The sequence below is a fragment of the Taylorella asinigenitalis ATCC 700933 genome (genome assembly GCF_000687755.1).
Classification (GTDB): domain Bacteria; phylum Pseudomonadota; class Gammaproteobacteria; order Burkholderiales; family Burkholderiaceae_B; genus Taylorella; species Taylorella asinigenitalis.
On sequence record NZ_JHXN01000001.1, the window covers coordinates 145,932 to 161,921 of the forward strand.

The 15,990-nt window shown below is 37.2% G+C and carries 15 protein-coding genes; 3 read left to right on the plus strand and 12 right to left on the minus strand.

The genetic code is table 11. The annotated features are described in order from the left end of the window. Positions 1-22: 22 nt before the first annotated feature. Entirely contained in the window at positions 23-1,366 is a 1,344-nt protein-coding gene (locus tag T432_RS0100710; protein WP_028883759.1) for a YihY family inner membrane protein, read from the plus strand. Here T432_RS0100710 and yfaE read toward each other — a convergent pair. The 5 genes from yfaE to T432_RS0100730 form a co-directional block, all read right to left on the minus strand. Beyond that, the gene (gene yfaE / locus T432_RS08245) at positions 1,337-1,600 is read right to left on the minus strand and encodes a class I ribonucleotide reductase maintenance protein YfaE (RefSeq protein ID WP_081462454.1); all 264 of its coding nucleotides are present in this window, start codon (positions 1,598-1,600) and stop codon (positions 1,337-1,339) included. The two genes, T432_RS0100710 and yfaE, sit on opposite strands and share 30 nt — an antisense overlap. 1 nt (position 1,601) lies before the next feature. Continuing rightward, positions 1,602-2,735, minus strand: coding sequence for a class Ia ribonucleoside-diphosphate reductase subunit beta (nrdB, locus tag T432_RS0100715; RefSeq protein ID WP_028883760.1), 1,134 nt, complete (start codon positions 2,733-2,735; stop codon positions 1,602-1,604). A gap of 23 nt (positions 2,736-2,758) precedes the next feature. Then, on the minus strand, positions 2,759-5,035 hold the full coding sequence (gene nrdA, locus T432_RS0100720) for a class 1a ribonucleoside-diphosphate reductase subunit alpha (protein ID WP_028883761.1): 2,277 nt from the start codon (positions 5,033-5,035) through the stop codon (positions 2,759-2,761). 252 nt (positions 5,036-5,287) lie between these two features. Then, the gene (gene dusA, locus T432_RS0100725) at positions 5,288-6,268 is read right to left on the minus strand and encodes a tRNA dihydrouridine(20/20a) synthase DusA (protein WP_028883762.1); all 981 of its coding nucleotides are present in this window, start codon (positions 6,266-6,268) and stop codon (positions 5,288-5,290) included. Continuing rightward, on the minus strand, positions 6,265-8,031 hold the full coding sequence (locus T432_RS0100730) for a chloride channel protein (RefSeq protein ID WP_028883763.1): 1,767 nt from the start codon (positions 8,029-8,031) through the stop codon (positions 6,265-6,267). Before T432_RS0100730 ends, dusA begins: the two co-directional genes overlap by 4 nt. A 72-nt stretch (positions 8,032-8,103) precedes the next feature. On the opposite strand from T432_RS0100730, the gene T432_RS0100735 reads away from it, so the two are divergent. Beyond that, a complete protein-coding gene (locus tag T432_RS0100735; RefSeq protein WP_028883764.1) occupies positions 8,104-9,084 on the plus strand; it encodes a homoserine kinase in 981 nt (326 codons plus the stop codon). A gap of 6 nt (positions 9,085-9,090) precedes the next feature. After that, a complete protein-coding gene (locus T432_RS0100740) occupies positions 9,091-9,858 on the plus strand; it encodes a BPSS1780 family membrane protein (protein ID WP_028883765.1) in 768 nt (255 codons plus the stop codon). A gap of 15 nt (positions 9,859-9,873) precedes the next feature. Here T432_RS0100740 and T432_RS0100745 read toward each other — a convergent pair whose 3' ends face one another. Genes T432_RS0100745 through orn form a run of 7 tightly spaced genes read right to left on the minus strand, consistent with a single transcriptional unit; the run spans position 9,874 to position 15,963 of the window. Beyond that, a complete protein-coding gene (locus T432_RS0100745; protein ID WP_028883766.1) occupies positions 9,874-10,803 on the minus strand; it encodes an electron transfer flavoprotein subunit alpha/FixB family protein in 930 nt (309 codons plus the stop codon). Then, complete coding sequence (locus T432_RS0100750) at positions 10,803-11,552, minus strand: electron transfer flavoprotein subunit beta/FixA family protein (protein ID WP_028883767.1); 750 nt, start codon at positions 11,550-11,552, stop codon at positions 10,803-10,805. The genes T432_RS0100745 and T432_RS0100750 overlap by 1 nt, the downstream gene beginning before the upstream one ends. Positions 11,553-11,570: 18 nt before the next feature. Next, entirely contained in the window at positions 11,571-12,149 is a 579-nt protein-coding gene (gene pgsA / locus T432_RS0100755) for a CDP-diacylglycerol--glycerol-3-phosphate 3-phosphatidyltransferase (RefSeq protein ID WP_028883768.1), read from the minus strand. Between the two features lie 3 nt (positions 12,150-12,152). Further along, positions 12,153-13,976 carry an excinuclease ABC subunit UvrC gene (gene uvrC, locus T432_RS0100760; RefSeq protein ID WP_028883769.1) on the minus strand — a complete coding sequence of 608 codons (1,824 nt, stop codon included), beginning with the start codon at positions 13,974-13,976 and terminating at the stop codon, positions 12,153-12,155. Beyond that, on the minus strand, positions 13,942-15,000 hold the full coding sequence (gene nagZ, locus T432_RS0100765; protein WP_028883770.1) for a beta-N-acetylhexosaminidase: 1,059 nt from the start codon (positions 14,998-15,000) through the stop codon (positions 13,942-13,944). The genes uvrC and nagZ overlap by 35 nt, the downstream gene beginning before the upstream one ends. A gap of 1 nt (position 15,001) precedes the next feature. After that, the gene (gene acpS / locus T432_RS0100770) at positions 15,002-15,415 is read right to left on the minus strand and encodes a holo-ACP synthase (RefSeq protein ID WP_028883771.1); all 414 of its coding nucleotides are present in this window, start codon (positions 15,413-15,415) and stop codon (positions 15,002-15,004) included. A 2-nt stretch (positions 15,416-15,417) separates the two neighbouring features. Next, positions 15,418-15,963, minus strand: coding sequence for an oligoribonuclease (gene orn, locus T432_RS0100775; RefSeq protein ID WP_015551014.1), 546 nt, complete (start codon positions 15,961-15,963; stop codon positions 15,418-15,420). Positions 15,964-15,990 lie beyond the last annotated feature (27 nt).

Genomic DNA, 15,990 nt, shown 5'->3' on the forward strand with positions numbered 1-15,990 from the left:
AATGTTATATTTCGGGGTAAGTATGTCAGTCCTTATAGATGAAGATGAACAATTAGAAGACATTCAAGATGCTCATGAACTTCAAGAGCATAGCAGTCTTGAAGACAAGAAATCTAAAAAATCATTTAAAGAAACTGTTTCATACATCTACAATAGAGTTCTTAAAGAAAATATAACTCAAGTTGCTGGCACTCTTACTTACACAACTGTACTTGCTGTAGTCCCATTATTAGCTGTTATTCTCTCACTATTCACAGCTTTTCCTATGTTTCACACCATACAGGGTGATCTCCAAACTTACATGACAAGCAATCTTATGCCTGAGAGTCTATCTGATCAAATAATGAATTATTTAAATCAGTTTGCTGAAAGTGCAAGAGGTATGACTGTTGTTGGTTCAGTTTTCCTAGTCATAACCTCCATTATGCTTATGAAAACTATAGATGAAGTATTAAATAAAATGTTTAGAGTTACTAAACAAAGGCCACTATGGATTCGAATTCTTATATATTGGGCTGTATTATCAGTTGGCCCATTTGTGTTTGGAGCAAGCATATGGGCAAGCACTTATGTTACTAGAGCTAAGCTTGGCGTTGGTATGGATTTAAGTGTTATACAAAACCTATTTGGTACTATTTTTCCATTTATTTTGTCTTTTATTTCTTTCTCATTGATTTATAAAATCGTTCCAAATAGACAAGTTCATTGGAAAGATGCACTGATTGGCGGAGCTACTTCAGCTTTGCTATTTGAAGGACTGAAATTCGGATTTACATACTATATAACTAAATTTCCCTCTTACACCCTGATATACGGTACCTTTGCCACCATACCATTATTCTTATTATGGATTTATATTTCATGGATTATCATACTCGCTGGAGCCTTACTGGTAGCTCTACTTCCACAACTTAGGTATGGTTTTGATTACACATACAATAAAATCGGTGCTGATTTCACACAATCGGTAAGGATTTTAAGACTATTAAATAATTCAAGAAACGACAATCCCCCGGGAAAAAGCACCAACACAATTGTTCATGAAGTCCATGGAGAAATTGCACATACTCTTATGCTTTTAGATAAGTTAAAAACTTTGGGATATATTGTAAATACAGACGGCAAGCGTTCTGAACGATGGGTTATAGCTAGTGATTATGATATGGACATGTCCAAACTTAAGGATATGTTTCTTCTGAATAAATCAATCAATGATAAGGTTGATAACAATATGAAAAAACAGATGGCCCGTCTAATACTCGATGAGCATGTAACACTTGGCGAATTAATACCATCAAATACAAGAAAAGAAAGCCTACCAACAAAGCAAAATTTACTAATCTCTGATATCAGTACTACAGTCTAAAATCACTGATCCTTTAGCTTTACAACAACAAGGTAGAATTTCGTCAGGACCTATGTAAGCTAGAGGGTCTATTAAATAATCAACCTCACCAGTTATTATTTTTGTTCTACATGTGCCACAAAACCCCGAACGGCAATGGCTTGGAACATTGTGACCTGTTCGTTCCAAGCTCTCTAATAGCGTCTCGTTTTCAAACGTATGAAAGCCAAGGCTTTCAGTAATTACATAGGCCATCCTATAGATCGTCGGCGCTCAATTCATCGATATCCAGATTAGAATCTACTTGACCAACAAGATATGAAGTAAGCTCAACCTCCTGAGGTGCAACTTGAACATTATCCGAAGTTAGCCATGTATTAATCCATGGAATAGGATTTTGTTTAGAATTCGGAAAGGCCTCCCTCAATCCAACAGCAAGCATTCGAATATTTGTGATGTATTCAACGTATTGGATTAGTATGTCTTTATTTAACCCAATCATAGAACCATCTTTAAATAAATACTCAGCCCAAGCTTTTTCTTGTTCAGCAGCATTTTTAAATAACTCAAAACACTCTTCATTTAATTCTTTAGCAATAACAGCCATTTCTGGATCATCTTCTCCAGAACGCATTATATTGAGCATATGTTGAGTACTTGTAAGGTGAAGTGCTTCATCGCGTGCAATAAGTTTTATGATTTTTGCGTTACCTTCCATAAGTTTGCGTTCTGCAAATGCAAATGAACACGCAAAACTTACATAAAATCTAATGGCCTCCAAAACATTAACTGCCATTAAGCAAAGATAAAGACGTTTCTTAAGCTCATTAATACTCACTTCAACTTCTTTGCCGTTTATGTTGTGAGTACCTTCGCCGAACAATTCATAATACTGAGTTAATTCAATTAAATTGTCGTAGTATTTGGAAATGTCTTTGGCTCTCTCTAGAATATGTTTATTTCGAACAATATCATCAAAGATAGAGCTAGGATCGACTGATATATTTCTAATGATATGTGTATAGGATCTAGAGTGAATAGTTTCAGAAAAAGACCAGGTTTCAATCCAAGTTTCAAGTTCGGGTAAAGAGACCAGGGGTAAAAAGGCAACATTAGGACTTCTGCCTTGAATCGAATCCAAAAGAGTTTGATATTTTAGATTGCTAATAAATATATGTTTTTCATGCTCTGGTAGACCTGCATAATCAATACGATCTTGTGAGACATCAATCTCCTCTGGTCTCCAGAAAAAAGACAATTGCTTTTCGATTAATTTTTCAAAAATTTCATATTTTTGCTGATCATATCGAGCAACATTTACGGGTTGACCAAAAAACATAGGCTCTTTTAAAGCATTGTTTGGTGTTTGGCAAAATGTACTATATTTCATAATTTTCCTCTATGTGCATGCCTTTAGATTTTGCATGCCCCTCCAGCACAATCATCTTCTTTTGCAGTATCTTGAATATCATCCGATCCATCCCTAGTGTTGTGATAGTACAGAGTTTTAATTCCGTACTTATAAACTTTAAGAAGGTCCTTAATTAATTGTTGCATAGGGACTAAGCCATTTGGGAATTTTTTAGGATCATAGTTAGTGTTTGCTGATATAGACTGATCAACGAATTTCTGCATAATACCTACGATTTGGAAATAACCTTCCATATTAGGTAACTGCCATAAAGTTTCGTATTTATCTTTAAGTTCTTTATATTCTGGAACTATTTGTTTTAGGATTCCATCCTTTGATTGTTTTACGGTTATTAAACCTCTAGGAGGTTCGATTCCATTGGTAGCATTAGAAATTTGACTAGAAGTCTCAGACGGCATAAGTGCTGTTAAAGTGGAATTTCTAAGACCATTTTTCATAATCTCAACTCGTAACGTTTCCCAATCTAAATGCAAAGTTTCATCACAAAATTGATCTATCGATTTTTTGTATGTATCAATCGGCAATAGCCCTTGAGAATATTTAGTCTCGTTAAATGCTGGGCAAGGACCAAACTCTATAGCCAAATTCATAGAAGCTTTCAATAAATAATACTGGATAGCTTCAAATGTTCTATGTGTCAAAGCATTCCCGCTACCGTCAGAGTATTTTGCATTGTTTTTAGCTAGATAGTATGCAAAATTAATAACACCCACGCCAAGAGAGCGGCGATTCATAGTACTAATTTGAGCAGCTTTAATTGGATAATCTTGATAATCCAATAAGGCATCTAAGGCACGTACTACCAAATCGGCTAAGTGTTCAAGTTCCTCTAAATTTTCAATCGCACCAAGATTAAACGCAGATAAAGTGCATAAAGCAATCTCACCTTTGACATCATTGATATCATCTAGTGGTTTTGTTGGCAATGTAATCTCTAAGCAAAGATTACTTTGTCTGATAGGAGACTTTTTAGAGTCAAAAGCACTATGTGTATTGCAGTGATCTACATTTTGTATATAGATACGTCCCGTGCTAGCCCTCTCCTGCATAAGCATAGAGAATAAATCATTAGATTTAACCTGACGTTTGCGTATGCTAGGATCTTGCTCGTATTTTGTGTAGAGTTGTTCGAATAATTCTTGATCTTCGAAAAAGGCATCATATAAGCCAGGAACATCAGAAGGAGAAAATAAAGTTATATTTTGCCCTTTTACCAACCTTTCATACATCAGTTTGTTGAGCTGAACACCATAATCCATATGACGTACACGATTGGCTTCTACACCACGATTATTTTTAAGTACTAATAAGGATTCAACTTCAAGATGCCATATTGGATAAAAAAGAGTAGCAGCACCTCCGCGCACACCCCCTTGAGAGCAGCATTTAACAGCAGTTTGAAAATGTTTATAAAATGGGATGCACCCTGTATGTCTAGCCTCTCCGCCACGAATTGGACTTCCCTCAGCCCTAATTCGACCTGCATTTATACCTATTCCAGCTCTTTGAGAAACATATCGAACAATTGCAGAGCTTGTAGCATTAATTGAATCTAGACTATCCCCGCACTCAATTAACACGCATGAACTAAATTGCCTTGTTGGAGTTCTAACACCAGCCATAATTGGGGTTGGCAATGATATCTTATAAGTCGATGTAGCATCATAGAACTCTTTTATATATTTAAGCCTAGTTTCTTTTGGATATTTTGCAAATAAGCAAGCGGCCACTAATAAATATAAAAATTGTGGAGTTTCGTAGATATCCCCGTTTACTCGATTTTGAACAAGGTATTTACCTTGCATCTGCATAACAGCAACATATGAAAAATCCCAATCCCTATCGTGCACAAGATAACCATTCATCTCATCAAACTCTTCTTTAGAGTAATCTGTGAGAAGGTTTTTATCGTATACCCCTTTTTCAACCAATTTGGATACATGGTCATATAAGTGAGGAGGCACATGATCTCCATAAGCCTTTTTGCGTATATGAATCATTGCAAGACGAGCTGCTAAAAACTGATAATCTGGCGTTTCAGTTGAAATTAAGTCTGCAGCTGCTTTAATGATTGTCTCTTGAATATCTTGAGTCTGAATACCATCATAAAATTGAATTTGAGAATTTAATTCAACTTGTGATGTGGATACATTTTCTAAACCTTTTGCGGCCCAGTCGATAACGCGGTGGATTTTCTCAAGGTCGATAGGCTCAGAGCGCCCATCACGCTTGATAACGGAGATGGTGTTAGTGTTCATAAATAGTCCAGCAAAGATTTTACAGGACTAAATATAGACTCTTAGTAAAATCTATATTTAGTATTGTTTAAGTGCTCAAGGCACAATATATAGTATCTAAATAAATTAAATCTCTCAAGTCAAGGTAAAATTTGAACGCCTTTATAGGACCTTGATATATCTTACTTTCCTAGCAAACCTACTATGAATAAAAATTTGTAGTTTTTTTGATTAAACTCAAATGTAATAGCACTTTATTACAAGTAACAAACATTAACAAAATGGTTCGAAAGCTTCTGCTATTACAGAAATATCATTTGACCTAAGATTTTTAGGGTCAGACAAAAGTTGCCTAAACCTTCTAGCTCCCTTCAATCCATTCATAAGTCCTAAAACAGGATTGACCACTTCTCTAAGGTTACCCCCTCTCCCGATATTTTGTAAGGCATAATCAATTAGTGAATCTCTAATAAATTTAAAATCAAAGCTAGTATCATTTCCAAATATATGGGTGGCAATGTCCCCGAATACCCTCGGTTCATGCCAAGCCAGTCTACCAATCATGATCCCATCAAATTCATGAGCAAGCCGTATCGCATCATCAAAATTTGAAATTCCGCCGTTTAAAACAAAATTTGCATCAGGAAAATCTGCTTTGAGCTTATTAACGTATTCATATTTAAGAGGAGGAATTTTTCGATTATCTTTAGGGCTTAAGCCACTTAGGATTGCATTTCTTGCATGAGTGACAAACTCCCTACAACCTACATCATATAGCTTTGATACAAAGTTAAAAGTAAAACCATAGTCATTATGATTGTCTACGCCTAAACGGTGTTTAATACTAATTGGCAAGGAGCATGACTCAGACATTGCCACCCAACAATCTGCTACCAATTCAGGCTCAAGCATCAAACATGCACCGAAAGCCCCCTTTTGCACACGTTCAGATGGGCAGCCACAATTTAAATTTACTTCGTCATAACCCCATTCTTCTGCAAGCTTAGTGCAGTGGGCCAAATCCTTAGGATCGCTGCCTCCAAGCTGAAGTGCGACCGGATGCTCCTCTGTATTAAAGTCTAGGTGTCTTGGTATATTCCCATAAATCAGTGCACCAGTAGTAACCATTTCTGTATATAGGAGTGCTTGTGGGGCTAAAAGTCTGTGAAAATACCGGCAATGTTTATTCGTAACGTCAAGCATTGGTGCGACCGATAAACGCCTGCCCTTAGATAATTTAGAATTTTTATTCATCTGCGGATATCTACGGATTTACTTCCACGTCTGTCTTCAATTTTCTTAATTTCTGATAATTTTCTTAATAAATCAGATTTGTATACCAGGCCTACTAACTTAGGTTTCTCACTATAGTCTACTACTGGAAGACGCTCGCCATTATAGGAGAAAAATCTGTTTTGTACTTCATCAAGATTCATATCCAATTGCAAAGGGTCTACAAAACTTCTTTGAACAAAATCCGCTGGTATAGGCTCATCTAATGGGCTACTAGACATGATTCCATGGGTTAAATTTTTGTTGGTTAGTATGCCTAAATATTCTTGATCTTCACCGATAACAAATACATTTTTTACCCCAGTATTTGCGAATATTTCAAGGGCCTCTCTAAGAGTTTGTGTTGGGTTTACTGTTGTATCTACTGGGCTTAAAAGATTTCTAACTTTTAGTTGTGAAATTCTTAAGCTTACTAGGTCTTGTTTTTCACGTTTACTTGTAATGCCAAACATTACTGTACCAGTAAAGAGCCTAGAGATATAAAAAGAGATTACCGATGCAAAAATTAATGGGGCTGCAATCTGAAGGCTATTAGTCATCTCCATTAGTAAAACTATAGCTACTATAGGCGCAGATGTTCCAGCTGTTAAAAACGCCCCCATTCCAACTAAAACAAAAACCGGAGTGAAATGCAATACACTAGGTTCTATTAATGCAAATGCATGAGTAAGAATCATAGCCGTACTAGCACCAATAAACATAATTGGCGTAATCACACCACCTACGGCACCGGAGCCCACACTTACACTAGTCGAAATCAATTTAATGATTAGAATCAAAATAAGTGATTCGATAATCCACGAATCATCTAACATAAATGAGTGAATTAAGGTATCACCCTTACCTGCAGCTGAAGGCTCAATTAAAAATATACAGCCTAATAGAAAACCAGCTAAAGCCATACGTATAGGCAAAATCATGCCTGTTTTTGCGTAAAGGTCACGAGTTAGAGATAAAAGTTTTAAGAATAATGGTGCACCAAAACCAGAGAATATTCCTATCACTATTGATAGTAACAACTCAAATTCACCAACCAGATATATAGGTGGAAGCTGATAGAGCCAAGGTTCGTAACCCAAGATGGTGATTGTTATATAAGCAGAAGATGAGGCTATAAGTAATGGAGCAAGTACGTGACTGGCCATGCTTCCAAGAACAATCTCTGCAATAAATAAGGCCCCAGCAATAGGTGCAAAATATGCTGCAGACACACCAGCTGCCGCACCACATGCAACAAGTATTCGTAAATAATTGCCTTCAATTTTATTCACTCTACCTAATGCCGATCCAACCATTGAAGAAAGATGAATAATAGGACCTTCACGACCTAATGACCAACCCGTAGCTGAAACGCTTAGAGCGGAACCAATACGCAACAAGCCTTGTCTTATTGATAAATGACCATTTCCTATTGCAACTGCTTCCATATAATCGGAGTTAGCATCAACTTTTATTTTCGAAGCAAAATATAGCCCCAAACCACCAATTAAACCGCCTAATGTAGGTATTAATAATTTTTCCCAAATGTTCCAATTTGAAGCAATTTGTACAACATCACCATATACATTTGAATGCAGTGTTTGAAGTAGTTTCACGCATTCATGAAATGCTACAGTTGTAAGCCCGCCGCTTACACCTAAAATTGCTGCCCATAATATAATGGCAGGTTCAGAGAAGAGTTGAACTTTATTAAATAAATTTGAATAACTAAATTTGAATCGCACTTTGACTCAGTGGGTTTAAGACTTACTTTGCTAAAATGAAACCTATTTTAGCAATCTAGCAATATTATATCTATGGCTGTATTTACCGCTATTACACGCAAAGAATTAGAAAAATTTATTAGCGAATACGAAATTGGAATTTTAAATAAATTCGAAGGTATATCTGCTGGAATTGAGAATTCAAATTTTTTTGTTGAGACGAGCACAGGATCTTATGTGTTGACCATATTTGAAGTGCTTAAATTTACTCAACTGCCCTACTATATTGAGTTTATGCTCCACTTAGCAAACAAAGGTGTAGCTGTGCCTAAACCTCAAAGGACTAAAGCTGGAGAACTTATTTCAAATATAAAAGGGAAGCCAGCTATTATTGCCACAAAGCAAGGTGGAAAACATATAACCGAGCCTACTCGGAGGCATTGCCACATAGTAGCTAAAGCTCAAGCTCAAATGCATATTGCTTCTAAGGATTTTAAATTCAAACAGAACAATCTGCGAGGCCTATCTTGGTGGGAGGAAGTTTGGCCCTCAATTAAACCATTTTTAAATGAATCTCAAATTTCTCTTTATGAGAAAGCACTTTCAATTCAAAAAGAGATTCAAAATTCTTATAAATGGAAAGAGGTAATTCCGCGAAGTGCATGTCACTGCGATTTGTTTAGGGATAATGTTCTAATTATTAATCCAGATTCAGACACTTGTTCTGTCGGCGGCATTATCGATTTTTATTTTTCAGGGGATGACGCCCTAATTTTTGATTTAGCCGTGGCTATAAATGATTGGTGTATAGATAGGACTACGGGGGATTTAATTCCAGAATTGGCTAAGGAGTGGATTGATTCATATGCTTCAATCAGACCAATAACAAGCGATGAAGTGGATCTTTGGCCATATGCCCTTCAAGCAGCGGCCCTCAGATTTTGGACTTCAAGACTTTATGATTTATATCTACCTCGAGATGCAGAAAATCTCAAACCTCACGACCCAACTCACTTTGAGAAAATTTTAAAAAAACTTCTATTTAACAAGGAAATTTCACTATCACTCTTTTAATCAAAAATGAACAAAAATTTTAATGTTTATAGTATTAAATCTGGATTTAAATGGTTAGCTGAAGGCTTTTATATTGCTGCTACTAACCCATTTTCATTTATAGCTCTAAATTTTTTGATAACCATTGTTTTACTATTCTTTATGTTCTCCGGAACAATAATGTTTGTATCATTTCTTATTGCGGTAATTCAGATGATTTACTTTAATGCCTCGTACAGCATATACAAAAATAAAAAAATGGTATGGGGTGATTTATTTAAGAAACTAACTACGAATAATGCCATTCAAGGATTCATATTTATTGGACTTTTATATATAGGGTCATTGTATATAGTAGGCATTCTGAACGATAGTATTTTCATTCAAGCAAATACTCTAATGTCTGAAGGCTATGTACCTAAGGACTTTTTTACAAGAAATCTCTCAAGATTGGTTTCACCAATTCTTATGGCTTACTTGATTTTCGTATTCTTTTTATGGATACCTGTTCTAACAGCTTGGGAAGATATGGATTTTATAGAGGCTTTAAAACTCTCGTTTAAGGGGACGTTACAAAACTTTCTTCCTCTAACATTAATGTTTATGTTGATTATTGGTATCAACATAACATTGACTATAGTACTAGTTAATACGCCCTATTCGTGGATTATTGAACTATCAGCTCTTTTCCTAATGTTATTTTTAAATATTCTTGTATACGTTGCATCCTTTGCAGCTTATAAAGATATATTTATGAAAAAACCCATCACTACTTCCGTAGTAGATGGGTCTTAATAGGAATAAGGAGAATCAAAGAGAAGCGTTTAGTTGTGGGATTATTTCAAATAAATCCCCAACTAGACCATAATCAGCTATATTGAAGATTGGTGCCTCAGGGTCCTTATTTATAGCAACGATCACTTTAGAATCTTTCATGCCCGCAAGATGCTGGATAGCTCCTGAGATTCCGACAGCTATATAAAGTTGTGGGGCCACGATTTTCCCAGTCTGACCAACTTGAAGGTCATTAGGGGCAAATCCCATATCAACGGCTGCACGTGAAGCACCTACTGCGGCACCTAACTTATCTGCAAGGTCATAAAGCATCGTAAAGTTTTCGGCACTTCCTAAAGCTCTACCACCAGAGATAACAATTTTTGCATCTGAGAGTTCTGGACGTTCACTTTTAGTCATCTCTTGAGATATAAATTTTACGCGAGCATCAGCCTCAACTGCTTGCAAACTTTCTACAGAAGCAGAACCTCCAGTGGCTTGTACCGCATCAAATGCAGTTGAACGAACAGTTAATACTACTTTTGGCTCAGTTGTTTGAACAGTTGCTATAGCATTTCCGGCGTAAATCGGTCTCTCAAATGTTTGGGCATCAAGCACCGCCGTAATTTCTGATACCTGAGGAATATCAAGATTTGCAGCCACTCTTGGTGCAGTGCTTTTTCCTACAGAGCTAGCTGAAAAAAGAATATGAGAATAAGAATCAGCAATAGATATAACTTGTTTGCTTAAATTTTCTGCTAACAAATTCGCTAATGAATCCCCATCTGCAATCAAAACTTTAGAGATTCCTTGAATTTGCGAAGCTTCTGAAGATACAGATTCAACGCCCTTTCCTGCAATAAGCAAATCAATTTCGCTTGATATTTTTTGAGCGGCAGCGATGGTAGATAAAGTAGATGGTTTAAGGGTGCCTTGCTCGAAATCCGCTACAACTAATACTTTCATTAAATCACCTTTTTCTCATTTCTTAATTTATCAACTAAAGTGGCAACGTCTGGGAGTATCTCTCCACCCGAACGAGTAGCAGGTTCAGTAACCTTAATTGTTTTAACTTTAGGCGTAACATCAACAGATAATTCTGCAGGAGTCAATTTATCGATCGGCTTTTTCTTAGCTTGCATAATTTTAGGTAGAGTAGCAAACCGTGGTTCATTTAAACGTAAATCCACAGTAATTACCGCTGGCAAAGCAATCTCTAATGTTTCAAGCCCACCATCTATTTCACGTGTAACTACTGCCTTATCGTCCGATAGTTCTATTTTGCTTGCGAATGTAGCTTGAGGCCAATCAAGTAAAGCAGCTAACATTTGACCAGTTTGATTTGAATCATCATCGATAGCCTGTTTGCCTAATAAAATTAGTTTTACATCTTCTTTAGTAGCAACTTCCTTCAGAAGTTTAGCGATTCCTAGTGGTTGAACATCTTCGTTTGTTTCTACTAAAACGCCCCTATCTGCTCCCATGGCCATAGCTGAGCGAAGCTGATCCTGAGCTTGAGCGATACCCACAGTAACAGCAACGATTTCGGAAACTTTTCCCGCCTCTTTAAGTCGTGAAGCTTCTTCAACAGCTATCTCGTCAAAAGGGTTCATAGACATTTTTAAATTTTCTGTATCAACTGCAGAGTTATCCGATTTAACTCTAACTTTAATATTGAAATCGACTACCCTTTTTACAGGGACTAAAACTTTCATTTAATACTCCTAGCAAATTTAATTGTTAGTTTTCATAATTGGCCATGCAGCTTTAAGATAAACCCACATGGAGACAATAGTTAAAATTGTGGCACAAATTATTAAAACCTGCCCTACATAATGAATCCAATGATAACCAAAAGAGCCTAAAAGTAACATAGGGATTGCCATCATTTGAGTTGCAGTCTTCCATTTACCCAATGAATTCACGGCAACCTTATCTCTTGCATTTCTTTGGGCCATCCACTCCCTTAGGGCCGATACAATAATCTCTCTGGCAATGATCACGAATACGATCAGTACTGATACTCTCCCTAAAAATAACAAAATAAGCAATGCCGCACAAACCATAAGCTTATCTGCTACTGGATCTAGAAACGCTCCGAAAGATGTAGTTTGATTCCATTTGCGAGCAAGATAACCATCAAGATAATCAGTTAGTGAGGCAATGACAAATAAAGCCGTAGCAATTGAGTCGCGGATAATAAAAGAGGATTGATTCGTCCCAAACCAATCAATTGGTAGGACATAGCAAAGCAAAAACAATGGAATAAAATACACTCGCATCCACGTGAGAGCCATTGGTATATTTTTCATTAACTACCTCAGAGCATAATAAATTTTTTCGGCTATCTCACGAGAGATACCATCCACAGACTGTAAGTCTGCAATACTAGCATTACACACCTCTGTAAACCCACCAAATCTCGCAAGAAGCTTTTGACGCCGCTTAGGACCGACCCCATCAATATCCTCAAGTCTGGATACATTGCGCTGCTTAGCACGACGTGAACGCATACCCGTAATCGCAAAGCGATGTGCTTCATCACGAATAGAGGCTATAAGCATCAAGGCCATCGATTGTACCCCAAGTTCAAGCGGAGCTCTTCCATCAACAAAATGAAGTGTCTCAAGGCCCACTTTACGCCCCTCTCCCTTTGCGACCCCTACAATTTTACTTAAATCTAGTCCCAAGTCCTCAAACACTCGCTTAGCCACACCAATTTGCCCCTTACCTCCATCAATAAGAACAATATCAGGCAAATCAACACCCTCTTTTAAAAAACTGCTATACCTGCGTGTCAAAACCTGCTCCATGGCCGCGTAATCATCGCCCTCTGTAATGCCGTGAATATTGTATCGACGATATCTTGATGATTGCATATCATGAAATTGATAAACAACACATGAGGCTTGCGTCGCCTCACCCGATGTGTGGCTTATGTCGAAGCATTCAATCGATAGTGAATTTAGTGCGTCTGAATCTGTTGCATACCCCAAAGTCTCCGCCAGTGCCAATGTCCTCTTTTCAGCCTTGGTCGATTCGTTTATTTCACGCGACAATGCTAACTGAGCATTTTTAATGGCCAGCTCAAGCCACGATTTTTGCAAAGCATTTGGCCTTGCGACAACACGTACTTTTTTATGATATTTTTCTTCAAAAATATCTATTACACCCCTATCCATCAATTCATGTGACAACACAAGCATAGATGGAATTTCGTGACTAAGATAGTGCGAGCTTATAAACGCCTCAAGTATGGTCGATGCTTCATCTGCATTAACTTGCGTTGGAAACATGGATTTGTCTCCCAGATGCCTTCCTTTGCGTACCATGGCAAGATTTATACAAACCTTCCCTTCAATTTGTTCGATGGCAATGATATCGCAATTAATCTTTGGATTAACTTCCATAGATTGCGAATTCATAACAGTACCTAGAGCTTTAATCTGGTCCCTATAAATTGCGGCTAGCTCATAATTCATAATATCTGAAGCCATCATCATTTTGCTTTCAATATTTTTGAGAACTTCGGGAGCCTTGCCATCTAAAAAATCGATCGCATTTTTTATATCATTTTCGTATTCGTCTTTAGTTATAAATCCAGTGCAAGGGGCTGAGCAGCGCTTTATTTGGTATTGCATACAAGGTCGTGAGCGATTCTGAAAAACGCTGTCGTTACACGTTCTTAGCCTAAAAACTCTTTGGAGTACTTCAATCGTTTGCCCTACAGCATATCCATTAGGATAAGGTCCAAAGTATTTACCTGGTTTATTTGTAGCACCACGATAAAAAGATATCTGAGGAAAATCATGGGCACTAAACTTTAAAAATGGATAAGTTTTATCGTCACGAAATAGAATGTTATATCGAGGATGCAAGCTTTTAATTAGATTATTTTCGAGAATTAGTGCTTCTGATTCTGAATTCGTAATAGTATATTCAGTACGCACCACCTTAGCCATCATTAAGGCTACGCGGGGACTTTGAATGGTTTTAGCGTAATATTGACTAACTCTTTTCTTAAGATTTTTTGCCTTTCCTACATATAGAACTGTATCACTTGCATCGATATGCCTATAAACACCAGGCAAATCTGGAAGTTCTTTAAGAAAAGACTTTATCTGTTGCGGATCTTGCATTTTTATAAGCTACATTTTGCCCTAAGTTTTCCCAACTACAAACTTTATATTTGGGATAAAGTTCTTCTAATCTTCGCTCTAAATGGGGATTTTGATTAGGGTTATATCTCAAATTAGCAAGCAATTCATCGGCTAAGTCAGGCTTATTACATACCATAACCATATCACACCCTGCATCCAATGCTGCTTGCCCGCGAGCTGTAATATCTCCTATATAACTTGCACCTTCCATAGTTAAGTCATCGGAAAAAATCAAACCATCGTATCCAAGCTTGCTGCGTAAAATATCTTGTATCCAAACTTTTGAGAAGCATGCATTGTGCTTATCTACCTTTTTATAGATTACATGAGCAAGCATTACTGATGGCAATACCAAGTCGCCCAGCCATTCATATGGCTTCACGTCTTCACCCAAAATTTCATCTTGTGTGCGATTATCTTCAGGTATGGCGATATGTGAATCCGCTTCTACAAAGCCATGCCCAGGAAAATGCTTCCCACAGCAAGACATTCCTGCTTTAGCTAGCCCTTGCACAAATGCACGCGATAATATCGAGACAATTTTTGGATCTCTATGAAATGACCTATCCCCTATTACCGAACTAACTCCATAATTTAAATCCAATACAGGAGTATAGGAAAAATCGACGCCACATGATAACAACTCTATAGCCATTACATATGCAGTTTCTGTGGCAATGCGTATGGCCCTTAAAGGATCTTGATCATAGATACAGCCTAGGCTAGCCATAGCTGGGATATGTGTAAACCCTTCTGTTTTGAATCGTTGAACCCTACCACCCTCATGATCAACGGTTATAAGAATCTTAGATCTACTCACTTTAGGATCTTTGGCTGCAGCCCTGGCTTCACGTATTTGAGACGTTAATTTTTGTAACTGGCCTGGATTTTTATAATTTCTTGAAAATAAAATCATCCCACCAACAAGGGGATGCTGCAGGCGTACTCTCTCGCGGTCATTTAATTCAAAACCCTCAATATCAACAATTACAGGACCTGCCATATCAAACCTTTCTCTCCAAAATTACAAATGCCATTACTATATCCGCTTCATCCGTAAGTGATACATGACCAAGCCCAAAACGCTCTTCGTACCAGGATTTCAACGGTTCACTAAAAGTTAATGAAGGCTTTCCACTTGATGCATTAAGAATTTGAACCCGAGTCCATGCCATTGGACTACGTATACCCAAACCTATAGCCTTTGAAAATGCTTCTTTTGCCGCAAATCTAGTTGCTATATATCGAATGCCTCTTTTACGATCTCTTGAATACCTACTTTTGAACACCTCTTGTTCTTGATTTCCTAAAATACGCTTTACGAATTTCTGACCAAATCGCTCGAATGTATTTTGGATGCGAGACATGTAAATAATATCGGTTCCTATACCCGCAATAGCACTTATGTTAGTTGGCAATGCTATTCCTTTATAAAATGCTCACGATAATGTTTAAGTTCTTCTATCGATTCGTAGATATCTGCTAGAGCCTCATGTTTACTTTTCTTTTTAAAGGCTTTGTAAACATCAGGTTTCCATCTTTTTGCTAATTCCTTGAAAGTTGATACGTCCACAGTTCTATAGTGCAAATATTTTTCCAGACGTGGCATATACTTGAACATAAAACGTCTGTCTTGATTCACAGAATTGCCACACAGTGGCACGGTGCCCTCGGGAATATGCTTTTTAAAAAAATCAAGTAAAGCTTCTTCTACTTGAGCCTCATTTAATTTAGATTCCTTAACCTTAGCTACTAGCCCTGATTTCGTATGAGTGGAGGTGTTCCAGTTATCCATAGAGTTTAGTAAAGCATCGTCTTGATGAATAACGTAGACTGGAGCTTCTGCTACTACAGATAAATCGTCTTCCGTTATTATTACAGCAACTTCTAATATCCTGTCGATATCTGGATTTAGGCCTGTCATCTCCATATCAAGCCATACCATACGATTTGATTTATTTGGCATTAAAATAACCTTTTCTTTAAATTCAAA